At 60.6% G+C, this 17,416-nt stretch carries 20 protein-coding genes; 13 read left to right on the forward strand and 7 right to left on the reverse strand.

Annotation, left to right across the window (positions count from 1 at the left end; translation table 11 throughout):
• Window positions 1-17: 17 nt before the first annotated feature.
• Window positions 18-830, reverse strand: coding sequence for a universal stress protein (locus NKI69_RS02160; RefSeq protein ID WP_352719832.1), 813 nt, complete (start codon window positions 828-830; stop codon window positions 18-20).
• Window positions 831-1,021: 191 nt separating this feature from the next.
• Between NKI69_RS02160 and NKI69_RS02165 the strand changes: the two genes are divergently transcribed.
• Together NKI69_RS02165 and fixJ are read left to right on the forward strand one after the other, a co-directional pair.
• Window positions 1,022-2,575 (forward strand): PAS domain S-box protein, encoded by a 1,554-nt coding sequence (locus NKI69_RS02165; protein WP_352719834.1) that lies wholly within the window; start codon window positions 1,022-1,024, stop codon window positions 2,573-2,575.
• A complete protein-coding gene (fixJ, locus tag NKI69_RS02170) occupies window positions 2,565-3,179 on the forward strand; it encodes a response regulator FixJ (protein WP_352719836.1) in 615 nt (204 codons plus the stop codon). Before NKI69_RS02165 ends, fixJ begins: the two co-directional genes overlap by 11 nt.
• On the opposite strand, the gene NKI69_RS02175 is transcribed toward fixJ, so the two are convergent.
• Window positions 3,176-3,448 carry a hypothetical protein gene (locus tag NKI69_RS02175; RefSeq protein WP_352719839.1) on the reverse strand — a complete coding sequence of 91 codons (273 nt, stop codon included), beginning with the start codon at window positions 3,446-3,448 and terminating at the stop codon, window positions 3,176-3,178. The two genes, fixJ and NKI69_RS02175, sit on opposite strands and share 4 nt — an antisense overlap.
• A 173-nt stretch (window positions 3,449-3,621) precedes the next feature.
• Between NKI69_RS02175 and NKI69_RS02180 the strand changes: the two genes are divergently transcribed.
• Window positions 3,622-3,879 carry a biotin/lipoyl-containing protein gene (locus NKI69_RS02180; RefSeq protein ID WP_352719841.1) on the forward strand — a complete coding sequence of 86 codons (258 nt, stop codon included), beginning with the start codon at window positions 3,622-3,624 and terminating at the stop codon, window positions 3,877-3,879.
• A 54-nt stretch (window positions 3,880-3,933) separates the two neighbouring features.
• A complete protein-coding gene (locus NKI69_RS02185; RefSeq protein WP_352719843.1) occupies window positions 3,934-4,320 on the forward strand; it encodes a translational machinery protein in 387 nt (128 codons plus the stop codon).
• 130 nt (window positions 4,321-4,450) lie between these two features.
• On the opposite strand, the gene NKI69_RS02190 is transcribed toward NKI69_RS02185, so the two are convergent.
• Entirely contained in the window at window positions 4,451-4,726 is a 276-nt protein-coding gene (locus NKI69_RS02190) for a c-type cytochrome (RefSeq protein WP_352720103.1), read from the reverse strand.
• Window positions 4,727-4,863: 137 nt separating this feature from the next.
• Window positions 4,864-5,205: a phasin family protein gene (locus tag NKI69_RS02195; RefSeq protein ID WP_352719845.1), complete on the reverse strand. Its 342-nt coding sequence runs from the start codon at window positions 5,203-5,205 to the stop codon at window positions 4,864-4,866.
• Between NKI69_RS02195 and NKI69_RS02200 the strand changes: the two genes are divergently transcribed.
• The 3 genes from NKI69_RS02200 to hemA all read left to right on the forward strand — a co-directional run bounded on the left by NKI69_RS02200 (window position 5,204) and on the right by hemA (window position 7,778).
• On the forward strand, window positions 5,204-5,341 hold the full coding sequence (locus NKI69_RS02200; RefSeq protein ID WP_352719846.1) for a hypothetical protein: 138 nt from the start codon (window positions 5,204-5,206) through the stop codon (window positions 5,339-5,341). The genes NKI69_RS02195 and NKI69_RS02200 overlap by 2 nt on opposite strands.
• An 80-nt stretch (window positions 5,342-5,421) precedes the next feature.
• Entirely contained in the window at window positions 5,422-6,246 is an 825-nt protein-coding gene (locus NKI69_RS02205; protein WP_352719848.1) for a universal stress protein, read from the forward strand.
• Between the two features lie 254 nt (window positions 6,247-6,500).
• Window positions 6,501-7,778: a 5-aminolevulinate synthase gene (hemA, locus tag NKI69_RS02210; RefSeq protein WP_352719850.1), complete on the forward strand. Its 1,278-nt coding sequence runs from the start codon at window positions 6,501-6,503 to the stop codon at window positions 7,776-7,778.
• A gap of 59 nt (window positions 7,779-7,837) precedes the next feature.
• Here hemA and NKI69_RS02215 read toward each other — a convergent pair whose 3' ends face one another.
• Window positions 7,838-7,960: a hypothetical protein gene (locus NKI69_RS02215; protein WP_352719853.1), complete on the reverse strand. Its 123-nt coding sequence runs from the start codon at window positions 7,958-7,960 to the stop codon at window positions 7,838-7,840.
• Between NKI69_RS02215 and NKI69_RS02220 the strand changes: the two genes are divergently transcribed.
• From NKI69_RS02220 to NKI69_RS02230, 3 genes are read left to right on the forward strand one after another with little or no spacing between them, the layout of a single operon-like run.
• On the forward strand, window positions 7,959-8,393 hold the full coding sequence (locus NKI69_RS02220; protein WP_352719855.1) for a DUF2267 domain-containing protein: 435 nt from the start codon (window positions 7,959-7,961) through the stop codon (window positions 8,391-8,393). The genes NKI69_RS02215 and NKI69_RS02220 overlap by 2 nt on opposite strands.
• Before the next feature lie 3 nt (window positions 8,394-8,396).
• Window positions 8,397-9,131, forward strand: coding sequence for a phosphoribosyltransferase (locus NKI69_RS02225; RefSeq protein WP_352719857.1), 735 nt, complete (start codon window positions 8,397-8,399; stop codon window positions 9,129-9,131).
• A gap of 11 nt (window positions 9,132-9,142) precedes the next feature.
• A complete protein-coding gene (locus NKI69_RS02230; protein ID WP_352719860.1) occupies window positions 9,143-9,589 on the forward strand; it encodes a pyridoxamine 5'-phosphate oxidase family protein in 447 nt (148 codons plus the stop codon).
• Between the two features lie 81 nt (window positions 9,590-9,670).
• Here the strand turns inward: NKI69_RS02230 and NKI69_RS02235 are convergent, their stop codons facing one another.
• Window positions 9,671-10,507: a universal stress protein gene (locus NKI69_RS02235; RefSeq protein ID WP_352719862.1), complete on the reverse strand. Its 837-nt coding sequence runs from the start codon at window positions 10,505-10,507 to the stop codon at window positions 9,671-9,673.
• A 107-nt stretch (window positions 10,508-10,614) separates the two neighbouring features.
• Between NKI69_RS02235 and NKI69_RS02240 the strand changes: the two genes are divergently transcribed.
• Both NKI69_RS02240 and NKI69_RS02245 read left to right on the forward strand, forming a co-directional pair.
• Window positions 10,615-11,079 (forward strand): c-type cytochrome, encoded by a 465-nt coding sequence (locus NKI69_RS02240; protein WP_502900144.1) that lies wholly within the window; start codon window positions 10,615-10,617, stop codon window positions 11,077-11,079.
• Window positions 11,080-11,132: 53 nt separating this feature from the next.
• A complete protein-coding gene (locus tag NKI69_RS02245; protein ID WP_352719864.1) occupies window positions 11,133-12,686 on the forward strand; it encodes a bifunctional aminoglycoside phosphotransferase/ATP-binding protein in 1,554 nt (517 codons plus the stop codon).
• Between the two features lie 23 nt (window positions 12,687-12,709).
• On the opposite strand, the gene NKI69_RS02250 is transcribed toward NKI69_RS02245, so the two are convergent.
• Window positions 12,710-15,391: a bifunctional acetate--CoA ligase family protein/GNAT family N-acetyltransferase gene (locus NKI69_RS02250; RefSeq protein ID WP_352719866.1), complete on the reverse strand. Its 2,682-nt coding sequence runs from the start codon at window positions 15,389-15,391 to the stop codon at window positions 12,710-12,712.
• A 166-nt stretch (window positions 15,392-15,557) separates the two neighbouring features.
• Between NKI69_RS02250 and NKI69_RS02255 the strand changes: the two genes are divergently transcribed.
• The gene (locus tag NKI69_RS02255; RefSeq protein ID WP_352720106.1) at window positions 15,558-17,411 is read left to right on the forward strand and encodes a heavy metal translocating P-type ATPase; all 1,854 of its coding nucleotides are present in this window, start codon (window positions 15,558-15,560) and stop codon (window positions 17,409-17,411) included.
• Window positions 17,412-17,416 lie beyond the last annotated feature (5 nt).

Consider the following 17,416-nt stretch of genomic DNA (forward strand, 5'->3'; position numbering starts at 1 on the left):
GGCGACGCGCGAGACGGTCAATACGACATGAAGCGATTGATCTCGCTTTCTTCGAGCAGCGTGCGGGTGACGCCGCCAAACGCCCATTCCCGCAAACGGCTATGGCCGTAGGCGCCAGAAACGATCAGATCCGCATGGATGGAACGAGCGAAAATCAGCAACTTGTCGCCATCACCTTGGCTGGTGATGAGCTCGGTTCGCGGCAAAATGCCATGATGCTCGAGAAAGACAGCGACATCGGCGAGACTGTCGCGGATGCTGTCGTCGCGCTCCGGATCGATGGTGACGACCACCACTTCACTGGCCTTGGCCAGGATGGGCAATGCGTCGGAAATTGCACGCCGTGCTTCTCTGGTATCCTTCCAGGCAACGAGTACCGTTTGTGCCCGGACGTGCTCGACATTGCTTCCTGTGACAAGGATCGGCCGGCCAGCCCCAAGTGCGAGGCTGCCGAGATCCACAGCACGAAACACATTGTCTCCTGTATCGCCCGCGGTAACGATGAGATCGGCGGCTCTGGCCGACACTCCGAGGAAGCGGGTTGGACTGCAGACAGCCTGCCCCCACTCGCTGGTGATGGAATCCGGAACCAGCCTTTCGAATTCGGCACGCAGCTCCGCGAGCCGCTTTTCGATTTCCGTTCGCTGGATCTGCATGATCTCGCCTTCGTAGACCATGCCATCGCCCGTCGCGACAAGCGGCGGAACATCCGCCGCCGCCAGGCCGATCAAGCGGGCTCCAAACCGTTCCGCGAGTTCGATCCCCACCTTCACGATCGGCGAAGGGGATGAATCGACGGCGAGGTTCACGATGATCGACTTGTAGGACATTGCGGGCGCCTTTCGCTGAGACAATGGAATGCGCGATCAATCGCATTCGCGAGCGCCTCATGCCTTGATGCGTGTCAAAGGCCGTTAAAAGCATCTGGATGGGAAAACATTCGCCTCGATCCGTTTTGCGAGCGCGAACAGAAGTGATAGTTAAAACCGAACAATAGCCGTGTCGAACCCAAGGATTTCAGGTGAGCCAAGACGAAGCTCCTATATTGTCGGCCGGCGAGACGACCCTGAAATCACTGCTGTCCCAAATGTTCGACCAGGCTCCGGGCTTCATGGCTCTTATGCGTGAGCCAGGCCACATTTTCGAACTGACAAACGCCGCATACCAAAGGCTGATCGGAGACCGCCAGGTGTTGGGAAAGCCCGTGCGGGAAGCCTTTCCCGAACTGGAAGGACACGATTTTTTCGAACCCCTGGACCAGGTTTACAGCACAGGCGAGCCTTATAGAGGCTTGGGCGTGAAAGTCGGACTGCGCAACGGCGGCGACGGGGAGGTACAGGAGCGCATCCTGGATTTCGTCTACCAGCCAATCAAAGGTGACGATGGCCGCATCACCGCCATCTTCATCGAAGGCGCCGATGTTAGCGAGCTTTCTTTCGCCAACGCCGCGCTTCGCTTGCGCGAGGATCATCTGCGCTCGATCCTGGCCACGGTACCGGATGCGATGGTCGTTATCGACGAGCGGGGCAGCATCCAGTCATTCAGCACCGCCGCCGAAATGCTGTTTGGCTATCAGTCAGCCGAAGTCATAGGCCAGAACGTCAATATCTTGATGCCCTCGCCCTACCGCGACGAGCATGATGCCTATCTGCTTCGCTACCTGACGACTGGAGAGCGCCGGATTATCGGTCTCGGCCGCACCGTCACTGGGACGCGTAAGGATGGCTCGACCTTCCCGATGGAGCTTTCCGTCGGCGAGATGCATCCCGGAACCGGGCGCTTCTTTACTGGTTTTTGCCGCGACCTGACCGAACGCCACCGGGCAGAAGCAAGAATCCAGGAGCAGCAGCAGGAACTGCTGCACATGGCGCGGTTCACCGCACTCGGCGAAATGGCCTCAACGCTTGCACATGAGATTAACCAGCCCCTGACAGCCATTACGAACTACCTGAAGGGCAGTCGTCGGCTGCTCGAGAAGAGCAAGGAAGAGAACGCGCCCATGCTGCGGGATGCCGTGGAAAAGGCCGCTGAGCAGGCGCTGCGGGCAGGCGACGTCATTCGTCATCTGAGGGATTTTGTTGCAAGGGGCGAAAGCGAGCGTCAGATCGAACGACTGCCCGCGCTGATCGAGGAAGCTTCGTCCCTGGCCCTGGTTGGCGCCAGGGAGATAAATGTCCTCGTCAGCTACAAGCTTGACCCTGCCGCCGAACTGGTCTTGACCGACCGCATCCAGATTCAGCAGGTTCTTCTCAATCTGATGCGCAACGCGGTTGAGGCCATGCAGGACGCGCCGCGCCGCGAATTGAAAGTCACGACCGTTGCCCGGAACGACGGTATGGCAGAGGTAAGCGTCATCGACACCGGCGCCGGTCTGGCACCGGAGGTTTCCGCACAACTTTTCCAGCCATTCGTAACCACGAAAAAGCAGGGCATGGGCGTCGGCCTTTCTATTTGCCGCACCATCGTCGAGTCACATGGCGGTCACATATGGGCCGAGGCAATGCCGACCGGCGGGACCGCCTTTCGGTTTACGTTGCGCATCGTCGAGAAAGATGAGGTCACCAATGGCCGCTAGTGATCTGGTGCACGTGGTCGACGATGACGTGGACGTCCGCAAGTCGCTGGGTTTTCTTTTGGGCACTGCGGACTTTGCCGTACGCCTGCATGAATCGGCCACGGCTTTTCTATCGACGGCGTCGGGCAATCTCGAGGGCTGTATCGTCACCGACGTGCGCATGCCCGGGATCGACGGCATAGAGTTCCTGCGGCAGCTCAGAGCCCGTGGACACACGCTCCCGGTCATTGTCATGACGGGCCATGCCGATGTGGCGCTCGCTGTTCAGGCCATGAAAGAGGGAGCGGCCGATTTTATCGAAAAGCCGTTCGACGACGAGATGCTGATCGATGCTATACGGTCCGCGCTGGCCAACCGCCATCAGGTGCACGCGACGCATCCGCAATCTGCGGAAATCAATGGGCGTCTGTCGACTTTGTCGGAACGGGAGCGGCAGGTGCTGGATGGGCTAGTGTCAGGTCTGCCAAACAAGACGATCGCGTATGATCTGGGAATAAGCCCGCGCACTGTCGAGATTCATCGCGCCAATGTGATGAGCAAGATGCGTGCAGGCAGTCTCTCCCATCTCGTACGCATGGCGCTGATCGTCGAATCCAAATCCTAAGAACCGTCGCTTACAGCGTCGCCGGTCCCTGCCGGCATCTGCCCCTGCTCCCAGGCGCGCCAGTGCGTTGGGCGGATGTCGACACGCACTCCGGTGATAGCGTTCTTCCAACCCTGCCCCCCCTTTATGCAAGGAAATACAAGCGCATGCTCGCCCTCCTCGTCGAAGACGGCGAGTTCGAGGTTGCGAGCAAACGGAGCGCTCTGGATTGGCTTCCACATCGCGAGATGATCAACGCAAAAAACGCGTTCCACCTTGATCTGAATCATTTTTTAGAATTGTCGAGCAAGGAGCTTGGGAAATTCTCCGGGCGGTCGAGGGACGCAGAGCCCCAACAACGTTGATGACATCAACATCGCAACAGGCAGTTGCTTGGCCTTGATCGGGATCAATGCCCGCGCCGGCGAGGAGGATACACTGCAGCTGCACAAGGAGAATTGCGATGCAGTATATCAAGGTCGACGAAACGCTATGGGCGTCGAGCATGCTGCCCGAAGGCATTCTGGAGCAGTGGTTCATTGCCAGCGGCGACACGATCAAGGCGGGTGACCGAATAGCCGAAATTCGAGTTGAAGGCGCGCTGCACGAGATCGTTGCGCCGGCAGGTGGTCGCGCGACGATTGTCGCCACAACGAATGCCCGTCATCGAACCCGGCTCGATCCTGGCGACTCTGGATTTGCAATCATCGTAAAGGCTTGACGTCTCAGCGGGCGGTCGCATCCATTTCAACAACAACTTCAAGGACATATTGCTTTGCACACCCAACACGCTGTCGTCTGGCTGGATCATCTTGAAGCCAAGGTGTTTTTCTTCAGCCGCGACTCCGCCGAGGGTATCAAGCTCACCACCAGCCTGGCGCATCATCAGACGCACAACAAGTCGGGAACCAGCGACGGCAAACGCGCACCTGAAAACCAGTCCTTCTACCAAGAAATCGTCAGCGCATTGCGGCCGTCGCAGGAATGGCTGATCGTCGGGCCGGGGTCAGCAAAGGATGAGCTGGTCAAGCATATACACACCAACCACCGCCACTTGAAGGAACGCATCGTTGGTGTCGAAAAGGTTGATCACCCCACCGAAGCGCAGATGATCGCGCATGCGCGCACATTCTTCCGTGCTGCCGACCGCATGTTGCCATAGCTCATTTGGTGGCTGCTTTTGCTTGCCTCGACCGACCTGAGGTCGATTGCCTGTCTCGATGCCGCCACCAACATGAAGTCGGATCGTGCAACGGTCCGGACCCAGCCGCCGGCCGTGCCTGTGGGATCGTTCACGGCTGTTGCAGGCTGCTGATATAGGCGATGATCGCGTCAATCTGATCGGGGCTCGCGACCCACTGCGGCATGTCCGGATGGCCAGTCGAGATGCCTTCGGCGAGCGCTTCCTCAAGGTCGGTAATCGGATAGCGCTTTGACAAGGTGCGGAAGGCTGGCGCGTCTGGATGAGTGCTCTTGTCGGTTTTGCCGACAGCGTGACAGCGTGCGCAATTCAGCTCGACCAATGCCTTGCCATGGTCCGTCAACGCATCGGCCAGCGCTGGCACCATGGAACCGAACAAGGCCGCGGCGACGATGAAAACGCCTGCGTGGCGACATCTGCAATCGTCATTGTCGATAAGGACCTTCATGACCGTGCGCCTCCGCCCTTTGATCTACGCCACTGTCTTTGCAGCTACGTCCTCGATTACGGTTTTGGCTTCCTGCGTGCACACTTGGCCGTTTCCGGCGCGAGCGTCGAGGTCAGTGCCACGACCTTGGCGGCTTCACTGGTATAATCCGATGTCGCATTCTGCACGAAAACGCTGAAAACGTCGAAGGCGTCATTGAATTCGAAGCCGGCGATGAGATCGTCGGCCAACCTCACATCCTGCTTGATTCGATTTTTCAGAAACTCGAGCGTTTCGATCTGATAGCGCATCATTGCCTTGAAAGACCGCGCCTGACTAGACGCCGCGGCGAGCATGACCCTTTGGCCGCTTTCCGCCATCGAGACGCCGAAATGCGATCGATCGAGATGGATTTGCATGATCGGTTACTCCATTGTGAGCGGCTCAGGCAAAATGTCCGCAGGCAAGGCTATCGCTATTCGCCGTCGGGTCGTTGATCAGGATCAACATGAAGCCATGACCTTTGCCGAATACGCTCAAGACCGCGCCATTTGATCTCGTTGCGTTTGATGCGCATCAAGGCCTTGGCTCGATCTTTGTGGCCAGCTCGCTTCACCGGAAGAAGGGCAGCATCGATGGCTTTCAAGACGATCATGGGTCAACTGGACGTGGATTCCATCGCCGCGCCGCGCACCGCGATCGCGTGGGATCTCGCGCAACGGCACGAAGCAGATCTGATCGGCTTTTGTGCAGCCGAGCCGCATTTTGTCATGCCAACCGGGACCGACGACTGCGCCGCGGCAAGGGCAATCTGGGCTCAAGTGGAGGAGTTGGAAGGCCGCCTCAACTGCTTGGAAGAGGAATTTCTAAGCACCGTCAACGGCAGCAACCGCGCCTCCTGGCGCGGCGAAATCGGAAATCCCAGCCGGCAGCTGGCGATCAACGCACGCGCTGCCGACCTGATCATAACTGGCCCGCCGATCGGTAATCTGGTTTTCGACCGTCATCGCACCCTGGACACGGCAAGTGTCATCCTTGCTGCCGGCCGCCCGGTTCTCGTTGCCGCGAAAGGCACCGCCCCGATCAAGGCTGATAGCATCTTGATTGCGTGGAATGATACACGCGAGGCGCGACGCGCCGTCGCCGATGCCATGCCTCTCCTGATTCATGCCCGAGATGTTGTGATCGCCACCGTGGACCGAGGGAGCCCCACGCATTCGGGAACCACCGCGGACGTCGAGCATTTTTTGGCACGTCACGGCGTGAAAGCGCGATCGGAAGTGTTGGATGCTCGTTGCTGCGAGCCCGCGGACGTTCTGGGTCGAATTTCGCAGGAGATGGCTGCTGATCTCATCGTCCTGGGTGGTTATGGCCACAGCCGGATCCGGGAAAGAACCTTCGGTGGTGTCACGCGCTCACTTCTGCGGACCGGATCAATTCATCGGTTCATCTCGCACTGAGCACAAAGTCATCAAGAACTCTGGTGTTTGATATGAATCAAGGTCTTCAATTCCGACAAACGGTTATCTCCAATTCTTGCCATGGTGAACGCAGCCTATGACGCGAGGCGCAAGAAATCGTGGCGAACACTGTATCGCGACGCGGCATACCCTCGACGCGACAAGCCTTGGCAAGAGCCGCCTGCACGATTGGATCAAAATCCGAATGCGCAGACGTGCGGTGGCAGCTGCAATCGCTCAAAGGGAGAGCCGACATGAACTATCAGCGGTTCTTCGAGGAAGCGATCGACCAGCTCCATGCAGAGCGTCGCTACCGCGTCTTCGCCGACCTGGAGCGTATCGCAGGCAAGTTTCCGCGCGCCATCTGGCGCTCCAACGGCCGCGCCGAGGAAATCACCGTCTGGTGCTCCAACGACTATCTCGGCATGGGCCAGCATCCCGACGTCATCGCCGCGTTCCAGAATGCGGCGGGGAAGATGGGTTCGGGCGCTGGCGGCACCCGCAACATTTCCGGCACCAGCAACCCGCTGGTCGAGCTCGAGCTGGAACTTGCCGACCTGCACGACAAGGAAGCGGCACTGGTCTTCACCTCCGGCTTCGTCTCCAACGAAGCCTCGATCTCGACCATCGCGCGGCTTTTGCCCAATTGCCTGATCATCTCGGACGAACTCAACCATGCCTCGATGATCGAAGGCGTGCGCCGTTCGGGCGCCGAGAAGAAAATCTTCCGCCACAATGACGTCGCGCATCTGGAAAGCCTGCTGCAAGCGGCCGGTCGCGAACGCGCCAAGCTGATCGTTTTTGAGTCCGTCTATTCGATGGATGGCGACATCGCGCCGATCAAGCAGATCGTCGAACTCGCCGAGCGCTACAACGCCATGACCTATATCGACGAGGTCCATGCCGTCGGCATGTACGGGCCGCGCGGCGGTGGCATCACCGAGCGCGAAGGCCTGGCCGACCGCATCGATATCATCGAAGGCACGCTGGCCAAGGCGTTCGGTACGCTGGGCGGCTACATCACCGGCACCAGCGCTGTTATCGATGCCGTGCGCTCCTATGCGCCGGGCTTCATCTTCACCACGGCGCTGCCGCCGGCGATCGCCGCTGCCGCGACCACGTCGATCCGCCATCTCAAGCGCTCGCAGGCCGAGCGCGATGCGCAGCAGCAGCAGGCAAACCGAACCAAGCAGATCCTCTCCGCCGCCGGCCTGCCGGTGATGGAATCACCAACGCACATCGTGCCGCTGCTGGTCGGCGATCCGGAACTCTGCAAGATGGCGAGCGACCGCCTGCTTGGCGTGCACGGCATCTACATCCAGCCGATCAACTACCCGACCGTGCCGCGCGGCACCGAGCGGCTGCGCATCACGCCGACGCCGTTCCATTCCGACGCGCTGATCGCCGAACTGCAGGACGCGCTGGTGGAGACCTGGGATGCGCTCGGCATTCCCTATGGCTCGGCAGGACGGCCTTCGGTCGCGAAAAGCGATCGGATCGTTCCCCTGCTGGTGCAGAAATCCGGCGGCTGAAACCCGCCGTCTGCCCAAGCGGTCTTCGTCCCCTTTACCAGCCGGGGCGGCTCCTCGAGTTAATCGAGGCGACCGTTAAAAAGAAGCGGGGCAGCACACTCTTGAGCGATTTGATCCTGCTCAATGCTCAAAGCTTTTCGATGACCGAGAATGAAGTTCAAATCTTCGAGGAGCATCGCCATGGGTCATATTTCCCACACGTCCTTCGCTGACTTCACGCACGCTGGCCAGCAGGCGCAGCAGTGGGTCAAGGAGCTTGCCAAGGATCTTTGCTGGAGCGAACCGAGCGCGTGCCGCCTCCTGCGATCCGTTCTGCACACGGTGCGGGACTGGTTGTCGCCAGCGGAAATGGCCGATCTTTCGGCGCAACTGCCTGTTTTGGTTCGCGGCATCTATTTCGAAGGCTGGAACCCCTCGGTGCCTGCGCGCGAGCGCACGAAGCGCGACTTTGTTCTCAGCGTCAGAAACAGTTTCGGCTACGATGAGGAGATCGATTTCGATGTCGCGATCAACGCGGTGTTCAAGCTTCTCGACCGCCATATTTCACATGGCGAGATCGTGCAGGTCAGAAACTCGATGAAGAAGTCGCTTAGAAAATTGTGGCCGGTGGATTGACGCATGTTCCGCGACAGGGAAGACGCTGGAGTGAAGCTTGGCCTGGAACTGAGCAAGCTCCAACTGCATCAACCCATCGTACTGGCATTGCCGCGTGGCGGGGTGCCCGTCGCAGTAGAAGTGGCCAAAGCCCTCCACGCTCCTCTTGATCTGCTTATCGTCCGCAAGGTGGGCGCCCCCGGCAATGCCGAGCTGGCTGTTGCCGCAATCGTCGATGGTGACCCTGGAGAGGTCGTATTGAACCGTGAGATTGTCGAGACCTATTCACTCGACGAAGACGCGCTACGTGTCTTGATTGCCAAAGAACGTCCCGAACTGGAACGTCGGCGCATTGCCTATCGAGGTAAGAACAAACCGATGTCGATCGCGGGAAGGACCGCGATCATCGTCGATGATGGGGCCGCTACCGGTACGACCATGAAAATCGCGATCCGCGCCCTCAGGCGCCGATCACCGAGGGAAATCATCGTGGCTGTTCCTGTTTCACCGCAGGAGACGGCCGCTGAATTGGCACGAGAAGCCGATCGTGTGGTTTGCCTTGTTCAGCCAGGGCAGTTCCGTGCGCTGAGCTACCACTACTTACGCTTTCCTCAGCTTTCGGACGGCGACGTCGTCGCTGCGATGGGCGAGACTGTTCAGTCGCAAACGGCCGGGCCACACCGAAGTGGGCAACACTCCACCGGCCCTGCTTCAAAAGCAGCCACGAAATCCATGACACGGAACAACCGAGAGAAATAGGAGATCACGTCATGCTGGTCCGCGAGCTTTCTGCCTCGGAATGCACGAAAATTCTGACGGCCAATCGCGTGGGCCGCCTGGCATGCGCAAAGGATGGGCAGCCCTACGTCGTGCCCTTCCATTACGCCCATTCGGATGCTCATCTTTACGCGTTTTCAATGCCGGGAAAAAAGATCGAATGGATGCGTGCCAATCCACTGGTGTCCGTCCAGGTTGACGAACATGGCCAGGGTCGAGGATGGAGAAGCGTCGTTGTTGATGGCCGATACGAAGAACTGCCTGACCGGATCGGCCACAAGCTTGAGCGAGATCATGCCTGGTCGGTCTTGAGCAAGCACTCCGACTGGTGGGAACCTGGCGCGCTCAAGCCCGTCGTTCCACCCACAGCCGACAGTGCACCGCACGTTTTCTTTCGGATCCTGATCGAGCAGGTATCCGGACGAGAAGCGAGCGAGTAGTCGCCCCATCAAGTCTTGCGAAAAATGAAAAAAGGGCCGGCGCACAACCTGCACCGGCCCTTTTCTCCTACCGTTGATTTGCTATCGCGCCATCAAGACCGGCAGCGATTGACCCGCAAGCATCGACTTGGTGACCCCACCGAAAATCCGCTCGCGCAACCGGGAATGGCCATAGGCGCCCATGACCATCAGCTCGGCCGCAACGTCGCCGGCATGCTGGCGAAGCACGTCGGCAACCGAATGGTTTGAACTCGGCAGCCGGTCGACCGTAACCTTCACGCCGTGCCGCGCGAGATAGGCTGCGGCATCTGCACCCGGCTCTTCGCCATGATGAAACTCATTTTCAATGGGATCGACGATGACAAGGCGCACATCTTCGGCGCCTTTCAGCATATCGAGCGACTCGCGGACGGCGCGCGATGACTCAAGGCGGGCGTCCCATGCAACGAGGATGCGTTTGGGCTTCAATGTCGGACGTGAGCCCTTGGGAACGAGCAGAATGGGCTTTCCCGATGAGAACAGCGTGCCCTCGATGACTTTATCCTTCAGCGTATGGCTCGCCAGCAGATCTGGTCCGAGAATGGTCAGATCCGCGTAGCGGGCACGCCTTCCGATGACGTCGTCCGCCCATCCCATGTCCGGATAGTCGTCGCTCAGATCAGCCGATACGGGGCTCTGGGAGAGAAAGCCGGCGACGTCAGAAATTCGTTTCTCGAGCCTTTTCAACTCGGCCTGACGTTCCTCCAGCCAGGCTGGTGAGACGACGGCAGCATACTCGCCGCCTGAGGGCGGTGCGGACAATTCGAGAACGAGCACGGAGAGATGAGCACCGATCTGTTCGCACAGCGAGGCGGCTAGCTTTAGATCGCCCTCACCCTGGTTCGGCCCGGTAACCGTAAGCAGTGTCCTGAAAGTCACGGCGGCAGCTCCTGATTTCGATTGAAGGGTCAATCGTGGTTTCAGTCGTTAGCAAGAGCGCCCGGTGCGTTCATTGCGCTGAATCAAACGCCTTGGGGCGGCACCATTTGATCCGCATCAACGTGCTCGCGAACCAAGGCTGTAGCTTCAGCCAGTCAGTTGAGGAAACGCAGATGAAATTCCTGGTCGCGGTAGCTCTCGCAGGCTTAGCTTTGAATGCGGCCACCGCCCAGGAACTCGGCAACGGCAAGGCGGAATATATGAACTCATGCGCCGTCTGCCATGGTCCCGAAGGCAAGGGCGATGGCCCCTTGGGTGACGAGCTGTTGAAACGCCCGGCCGACCTGACGCGCCTCTCCAGGCGCAATGGCGGCGAATTCCCTTATTGGCGCGTCTTTGCCATGATCGACGGCCGCGCCATGGTGACGGCGCATGGCGAGCGCGACATGCCGGTCTGGGGCAGCCAGTTCCTACCCGGTGACGTGAAGAAATATGGCCCGAATGCCGGGGAAATCGTCACCAGGGAACGGATCCATGATCTGGCCGGTTATGTTGAAACGTTGCAGCAATGAAAGCAGAAGCCGCAAACAGTCTCCGCACGACGCAGGCATCGAAGAGGCCGGACATGGTGGTCGACGACCAGCAATCCGTTATCGCATTCCTGCTTGATCCCGCCTCATATGGCGCTGCCGCACCGGTAGAGGCGATCGAGACCCATATCTCGCGCATTTTTCTGACAGGCAAACGCGCCTACAAAATGAAGCGGGCGGTCAAGCTGCCCTATGTCGATTTCTCGACGCCAGCCCTCAGGCTGGCCGCTTGCGAGAAAGAGGTGGCGCTCAATTCGAAAACCGCCCCCGGCCTCTATCTGAGGGTGCGTCGCATCACGCGGGAAGCCGACGACAAATTGGCTTTTGACGGCACCGGCCAAATGGTCGAGGCGACGATCGAGATGGTTCGCTTCGACCAGTCGAAACTTCTCGATCGTATGGCAGCCGCGGGAGAATTGACGCCGGCGCTGATGACCGCCGTAGCACGCATGATCGTAGGACATCACCGCGCCGCGCCGGTAGTCCACAATGGCGCCGGCTCGTTCAATTTGACGGGCGTGCTCGACATCAACGAGGCCGGCTTTGGCAGCAGCCATGTTTTTACAAAACGGGAGATCGAGACATTTGCCTGGGCCTTTCGCACCGCGCTTGCCCGGCATGCCAGAGTGCTCGACCGTAGGGAGGCCGCGAACAAGATCCGTCGGTGCCATGGCGATCTGCACCTACGCAACATCTGCCTCTTCGATGGCGAGCCTCGCCTCTTCGATTGCATCGAATTCAACGACCAGATCGCCAGCATCGACGTTCTCTACGACCTTGCCTTCCTGCTGATGGATCTTTGGCACCGGGGTTTTCCCGAACTCGCCAACCTTGTGATGAACCGCTATCTCGACGAAGCCGACGATGAAGACGGTTTCATCCTGCTGCCTCTCTTCATGGCAGTGCGGGCTGCTGTACGCGCTCATGTCACGGCAACGCAGGTCGAGGAAGGCAGCGCCGATTCCGACAAGTTGACTGCCGAGGCCAGATCCTATTTCGACCTTGCCAGAACATTTCTCCGGGAAACATCGCCGCGGCTTGTTGCCATCGGCGGCCTCAGTGGCTCCGGCAAGACAACTGTCGCCGAGGCGCTCGCCGCCCATGTCGGAGCGCCTCCCGGCGCCCGCATTGTCGAAAGTGACCGCATCCGCAAAGCCATGCACGGTGTGCCGGCCGAAACTCGGCTGCCGGGCAAGGCTTATCGCCCGGAGGTTTCGGAGCAGGTTTATCGCGAAATGGCATGGCGGGCCGGCCTGATCCTTGCGGAGGGTGGATCGGTTGTCGCAGATGCCGTGTTTGACAGGCCTGCCGACCGCGATCGAATCGAAAAGGCGGCGAGTGACAGGGGCGTGGCTGTCGCCGGGTTCTGGCTGGAAGCGGATCCGCTTGTTCTTTGGCAACGGGTCCGCGAGCGCAAGAGTGGCCCTTCCGACGCCACCATAGATATCCTGTCGCGGCAGTTGCAGCGAAATGCCACCCAATCTACGTGGCGCAAGATCAATGCCGATCGGAAGCTTGCCGACATCGTCGCAGAGTTGAGAAGGTCCTCCGAGAGCAATGCACCCGAAACCCTGCGCACAGCCTCCTGAGTGGTGCGGCAAGGCGATAGGCCTCAAAGGAATTCGAGAGTTGCCTCGACAAGGCCGGGTTCACTTGGATGACGCCTTATCGAGAAGCCGAACTCGCGACACATGGTCAGCATCCTCGTGTTCTCGCTGAGCATTATCCCTTCGATTCGACCAATCCCATCGGCCTTCGCGTAATCGACGAGTTGCCCCAGCAATTCCCAGCCCAGACCATGACCTTGTAGATCCGTGCGCACCAGCAAGGCGTATTCGGCGACAGCGTGGTCCGGATCGCAAGACAGGCGGCTGATACCCGCCAGCGCGCCGGTGCTCGTCTCCAGTGCGACGAAAGCCATGTTGCGATCGTAGTCGAGTTGGGTGAGCCGCTTCAACATCTGGTCGGAGAAGCTTTTGCGCGGCGACAGAAAACGCAGGCGCAGATCATCAGGTGAAATCCTGGCAAGGAAATCCGGATAGAGCGCGATGTCGGCCGGCTTGATCGGCCGGATATGGTAATGCATGCCGTCGGTCGAAAACTCTTTTTCCCAACCCGACGGATAAGGCCTGATGGCAAGCGCCCGATTAGGCCCCGGCTCCTCGACGCGTTCCGGCTCGATCTCGATGCGGGCATCGACTGCGATCACGCCGGCGGCATCGGCGAGCAACGGATTAATGTCCAATGAAACAAGGCACGGAAAATCGACGATCATCTGCGACAGGCCGTTCAGCGCCGCAATGATCGCCTGCCGATCGGCCGGCTTACGATCGCGGAATCCGGCCAGCAGGCGGCCGATCCGGGTTTGCCCGATCAGGTCGCCGGCAAGAACGTCGTCGAGCGGCGGCAGCGCGATCGCGGTATCGTCCACCACCTCGACCGCGACGCCGCCAGCTCCAAACAGGATGGCCGGCCCGAAGATCGGATCCCGGTTCATGCCGAGAATGAGTTCCTGAGCCTGTTTTCGCACCACCATCGGTTGAACGGCATAGCCTTCAATATCGGCTTGCGGTGCCTGTTTGCGTACACGCGCCTCGATTGCCCGCGCGGCCTCCCCGGCGGCAGCGGCATTGCCAATATTGAGCACCACCCCGCCAATGTCCGACTTGTGTGAGATCGCCTCGGACAACAGTTTGACAACGACCTGCTCGGACGTCTTGAGGAGGCGGCCAGCCGCCGCTTCCGCTTCGGCAGGAGAATTGGCAACGATCGTTTCGGGTACCGGGATGCCGTAGGCGGAAATTGCTGCCTTGGCTTCGGGCTCGGTCAGCATTCGCCGCCCCTCCCTCGCGACCTGCCTGAATATGGCGAGCACGGCCTCCCGGTCGCTCCTGACGTCCTCGCTGCGGCTCGAAGGCGTGCGCATCAATGCCCGTTGGGCACGCGACCATTCGCCGAGATAGGAGACGGCCGTTGCCGCGTCAGCCGGCGTTTCAAAACTGGCAATGCCGGCATCCTGAAGGATTTGCCGCCCGGAGCGCGCCGTGTGCTCCCCGAGCCAGCAGGTCAGGACCGGTTTGCCGGCGATCATCCCTTCCCTTGCGAGTTCCGCAACCGCGCTTGCCGCGGCAAGCGGCGAAGCCAGCCCCGTTGGACAATTCATCACCAGGATGACGTCCGTTCCGGGGTCGGCCGCCACGGCTTCGACAGAGGCCCTGTAGCGCTCCGGCGGAGCGTCACCGATGATGTCGACCGGATTAGCGTGCGACCATGTCGGCGGCAACACGGCGTTCAGGCGTTCGATGGTGGCCGGCGAAAGCGTCGCCGATTCTCCCCTGCAGTCGATGAGCTGATCGATGGCGAGTACCCCTGCCCCGCCACCATTGGTGACGATGCCGACACGGGCTCGTTTGAGCGGAGTGAAGCGGGCGATCGTTTCAGCGGCATCAAACAGCTCGGTCAGGCCTTTGACGCGCAGGATGCCTGCACGCAGCAATGCCGCATCGACGACACGATCGGCCCCCGATAACGCACCGGTGTGGGTCGCAGCCGCTTTGGCCGATTGCTCGTGCCGGCCCGATTTTATCGCGATCACCGGCTTGATCCGCGCCGCCGCACGAGCGGCCGAGATGAATTTGCGCGGATTGGGAATGGTTTCGAGATACATTACGATGGCGCGCGTGTGCGCATCCCCCGCCAGCATGTCGAGACAATCGCCCACATCGACATCCGCCATGTCGCCGAGCGAGACGATCTGCGAGAAGCCGACATTGTTGTCAGCCGCCCAGTCGATCAGCGATGTGGCAATGGCGCCGGATTGCGACAGCAGCGCGATGTTGCCAGGCTTGGGGGCCATATGCGCAAATCCGGCATTGAGCTTCAATGGCGGGATCATCAGCCCGACTGTGTTTGGCCCGATGATCCGGAAAAGCATGGGCTTGGCAGCGTCGAGCATCGCCTGACGCAAGCCGTTTTCGCGCGTCAGCCCGGCGGTAATGACCACGGCCACTCGCGTACCCTTGTCACTGAGGTCGCGCACGATCCGGGGAACGGTCTCCGGCGGCGTGACGATAACTCCAAGGTCCGGGACGCCTGGAAGATCGGCCGCTTTCGCATAGCAGGGGCGACCGGCGACTTGCGAATATTTCGGGTTGACCGGCCAGACCGCGCCCTCGAAGCCGCCGCTGACGATGTTGTCGAAGACGACACGGCCGACGGAGCCGTCGCGCACCGACGCCCCGAAGACCGCAACCGACTTCGGGGCGAACCCATGTTCGAGATTTCGGATCGTCACCGCTAATGTCTCCTGTTCGTGGGCGATCATCGCCAGTCGACCTTGCCCGTTCGTTGCGTTGGATCAAAGCGTTCTCCGGTTATCGCGATTAGCTATTGCACGAGTTCGATGCGCCCGTCGGCGCTGGCGAAAATTGGCGAGCATCGATCAGACCGGAAGGCATCGCATGAACGAGTCCACCCTGCGGCGCGCACTGCTGGTCATTGCCATCCTGGGTCTCGCCGCTGGAATCGGAGCTTGGCGAACCGGGCTCGGTCCCCTTGAGGCCGACACGATCTGGACGGTGGCGACCTTGCCCTTGGTGGTGGCTCTCGCCATCTCCATCCTGCGCGATTTCTGGATAGGCCGCTTCGGAGTCGATGCGATTGCACTGGTGTCAATGTCGGCCGCGCTCTTGCTTGGCCAGCCTCTAGCTGCCGTAGTGGTTGCGATTATGTATGCTGGCGGCACCGTGCTCGAGGATTTTGCCCGCGGCCGCGCCGAGCGGAACCTCAAGGCATTGACCGACCGGTCGCCGCGTGTCGCGCATCGAACATCAACACTGGGGACAGAGACAATCTCCGTCGAAGACGTAGCTGTCGGCGACCAGCTTCTGGTCCGGGCCGGCGAACTGCTCCCCGTCGATGGCATCCTGCTTGATGCTTCGGCCTCTCTCGACGAGTCCGCGGTGAGCGGAGAACCCCTGCCGGAACGGCGGAGCGCAGGGGATGTGCTGCGCAGCGGCACCGTCAATGCGGGCGAGACCTTCAGCATGCGGGCCTCGGCTCTGGCGGAACAGAGCACCTATGCGGCAATCGTGCGCATGGTGGCTGCAGCGCAAACCGCGAAATCCCCGTTCATCCGCATGGCCGACCGCTTTGCCCTGTTCCTGCTGCCAGCCACTTTGCTGGTTTCCGGAACTGCCTGGTATGTTTCCGGCGACCCAATCAGAGCGCTCGCGGTGCTGGTCGTCGCGACGCCTTGCCCGCTTATCCTTGCTGCCCCCGTAGCCTTCATCGGCGGCGTGTCGCGCGCCGCGCGCGCCGGGGTCCTGATGAAAGGCTCGGCTGCGCTGGAGGCCCTTGCGCAAGTCCGGACCGCGATCTTCGACAAGACGGGCACTTTGACCATTGGCGGCGCCGAACTCATCGAAATCGAAGCGGCACCCGACCGCGACGCGAATCTTTTGCTGCAGCTGTTGGCATCCCTGGAACAGGCGTCGCACCATGTGCTCGCCGACTCGATCATCCGGGCAGCGCGTAGCCGACAGCTGATGCTGTCGCATCCGTGCAATGTTCGCGAGTATCGCGGGGCCGGACTGAACGGCGAAGTCGAGAACATCCAGATCGCGGCCGGATCGAAGACTCTCGTGCTCGCCGACAAGCCCCTCCCCAGCTGGGCCAAAGATGGCGAAGAACGATACCGGGACGAGTCGGTGCTGAGGGTCTTTGTCGCGCTCGACAAACGACTTGCCGGCGTCTTCACATTCGGCGACGCGCTGCGCGTGGACGCAGGTGAGGCATTGGGCGAACTGCGGCAGGTCGGCATCGGCCGTTTCGTCATGCTGACGGGCGATGACGGCCGGGCGGCCGAACGCATTTCCCGCTTGCTCGACCTCGATGTGACGGTCGCCAACGCTACCCCTGCCGCAAAGGTCGCGGCGGTCGAAGCCGAGAAGGCGCTGGCGCCGACGATGATGGTGGGCGATGGCATCAACGACGCGCCCGCCCTTGCCGCCGCAACGGTCGGTGTCGCCATGGGCGCACATGGTGCCACTGCCTCCTCCGAGGCAGCGGACGTCATCGTGCTGGCCGACCGGCTGCAGCCTGTCGCCGATGCGGTGCGGATTGCCCAACGCACTCGCGCGATCGCGCTGCAGAGCATCGTTGCCGGGCTGACGCTCTCGGGGATGGCGATGGCTGCCGCGGCCATGGGGCAGATCACGCCGGTGGCAGGCGCTTTGCTTCAGGAAGGGATCGACGTTGCGGTTATCCTCAACGCGCTGCGCGCCCTTGGCGACGGACGGCTCGGGCGTGCATAGTGGAC

Source organism: Mesorhizobium sp. M0491, assembly GCF_040321265.1.
Lineage (GTDB): Bacteria > Pseudomonadota > Alphaproteobacteria > Rhizobiales > Rhizobiaceae > Mesorhizobium.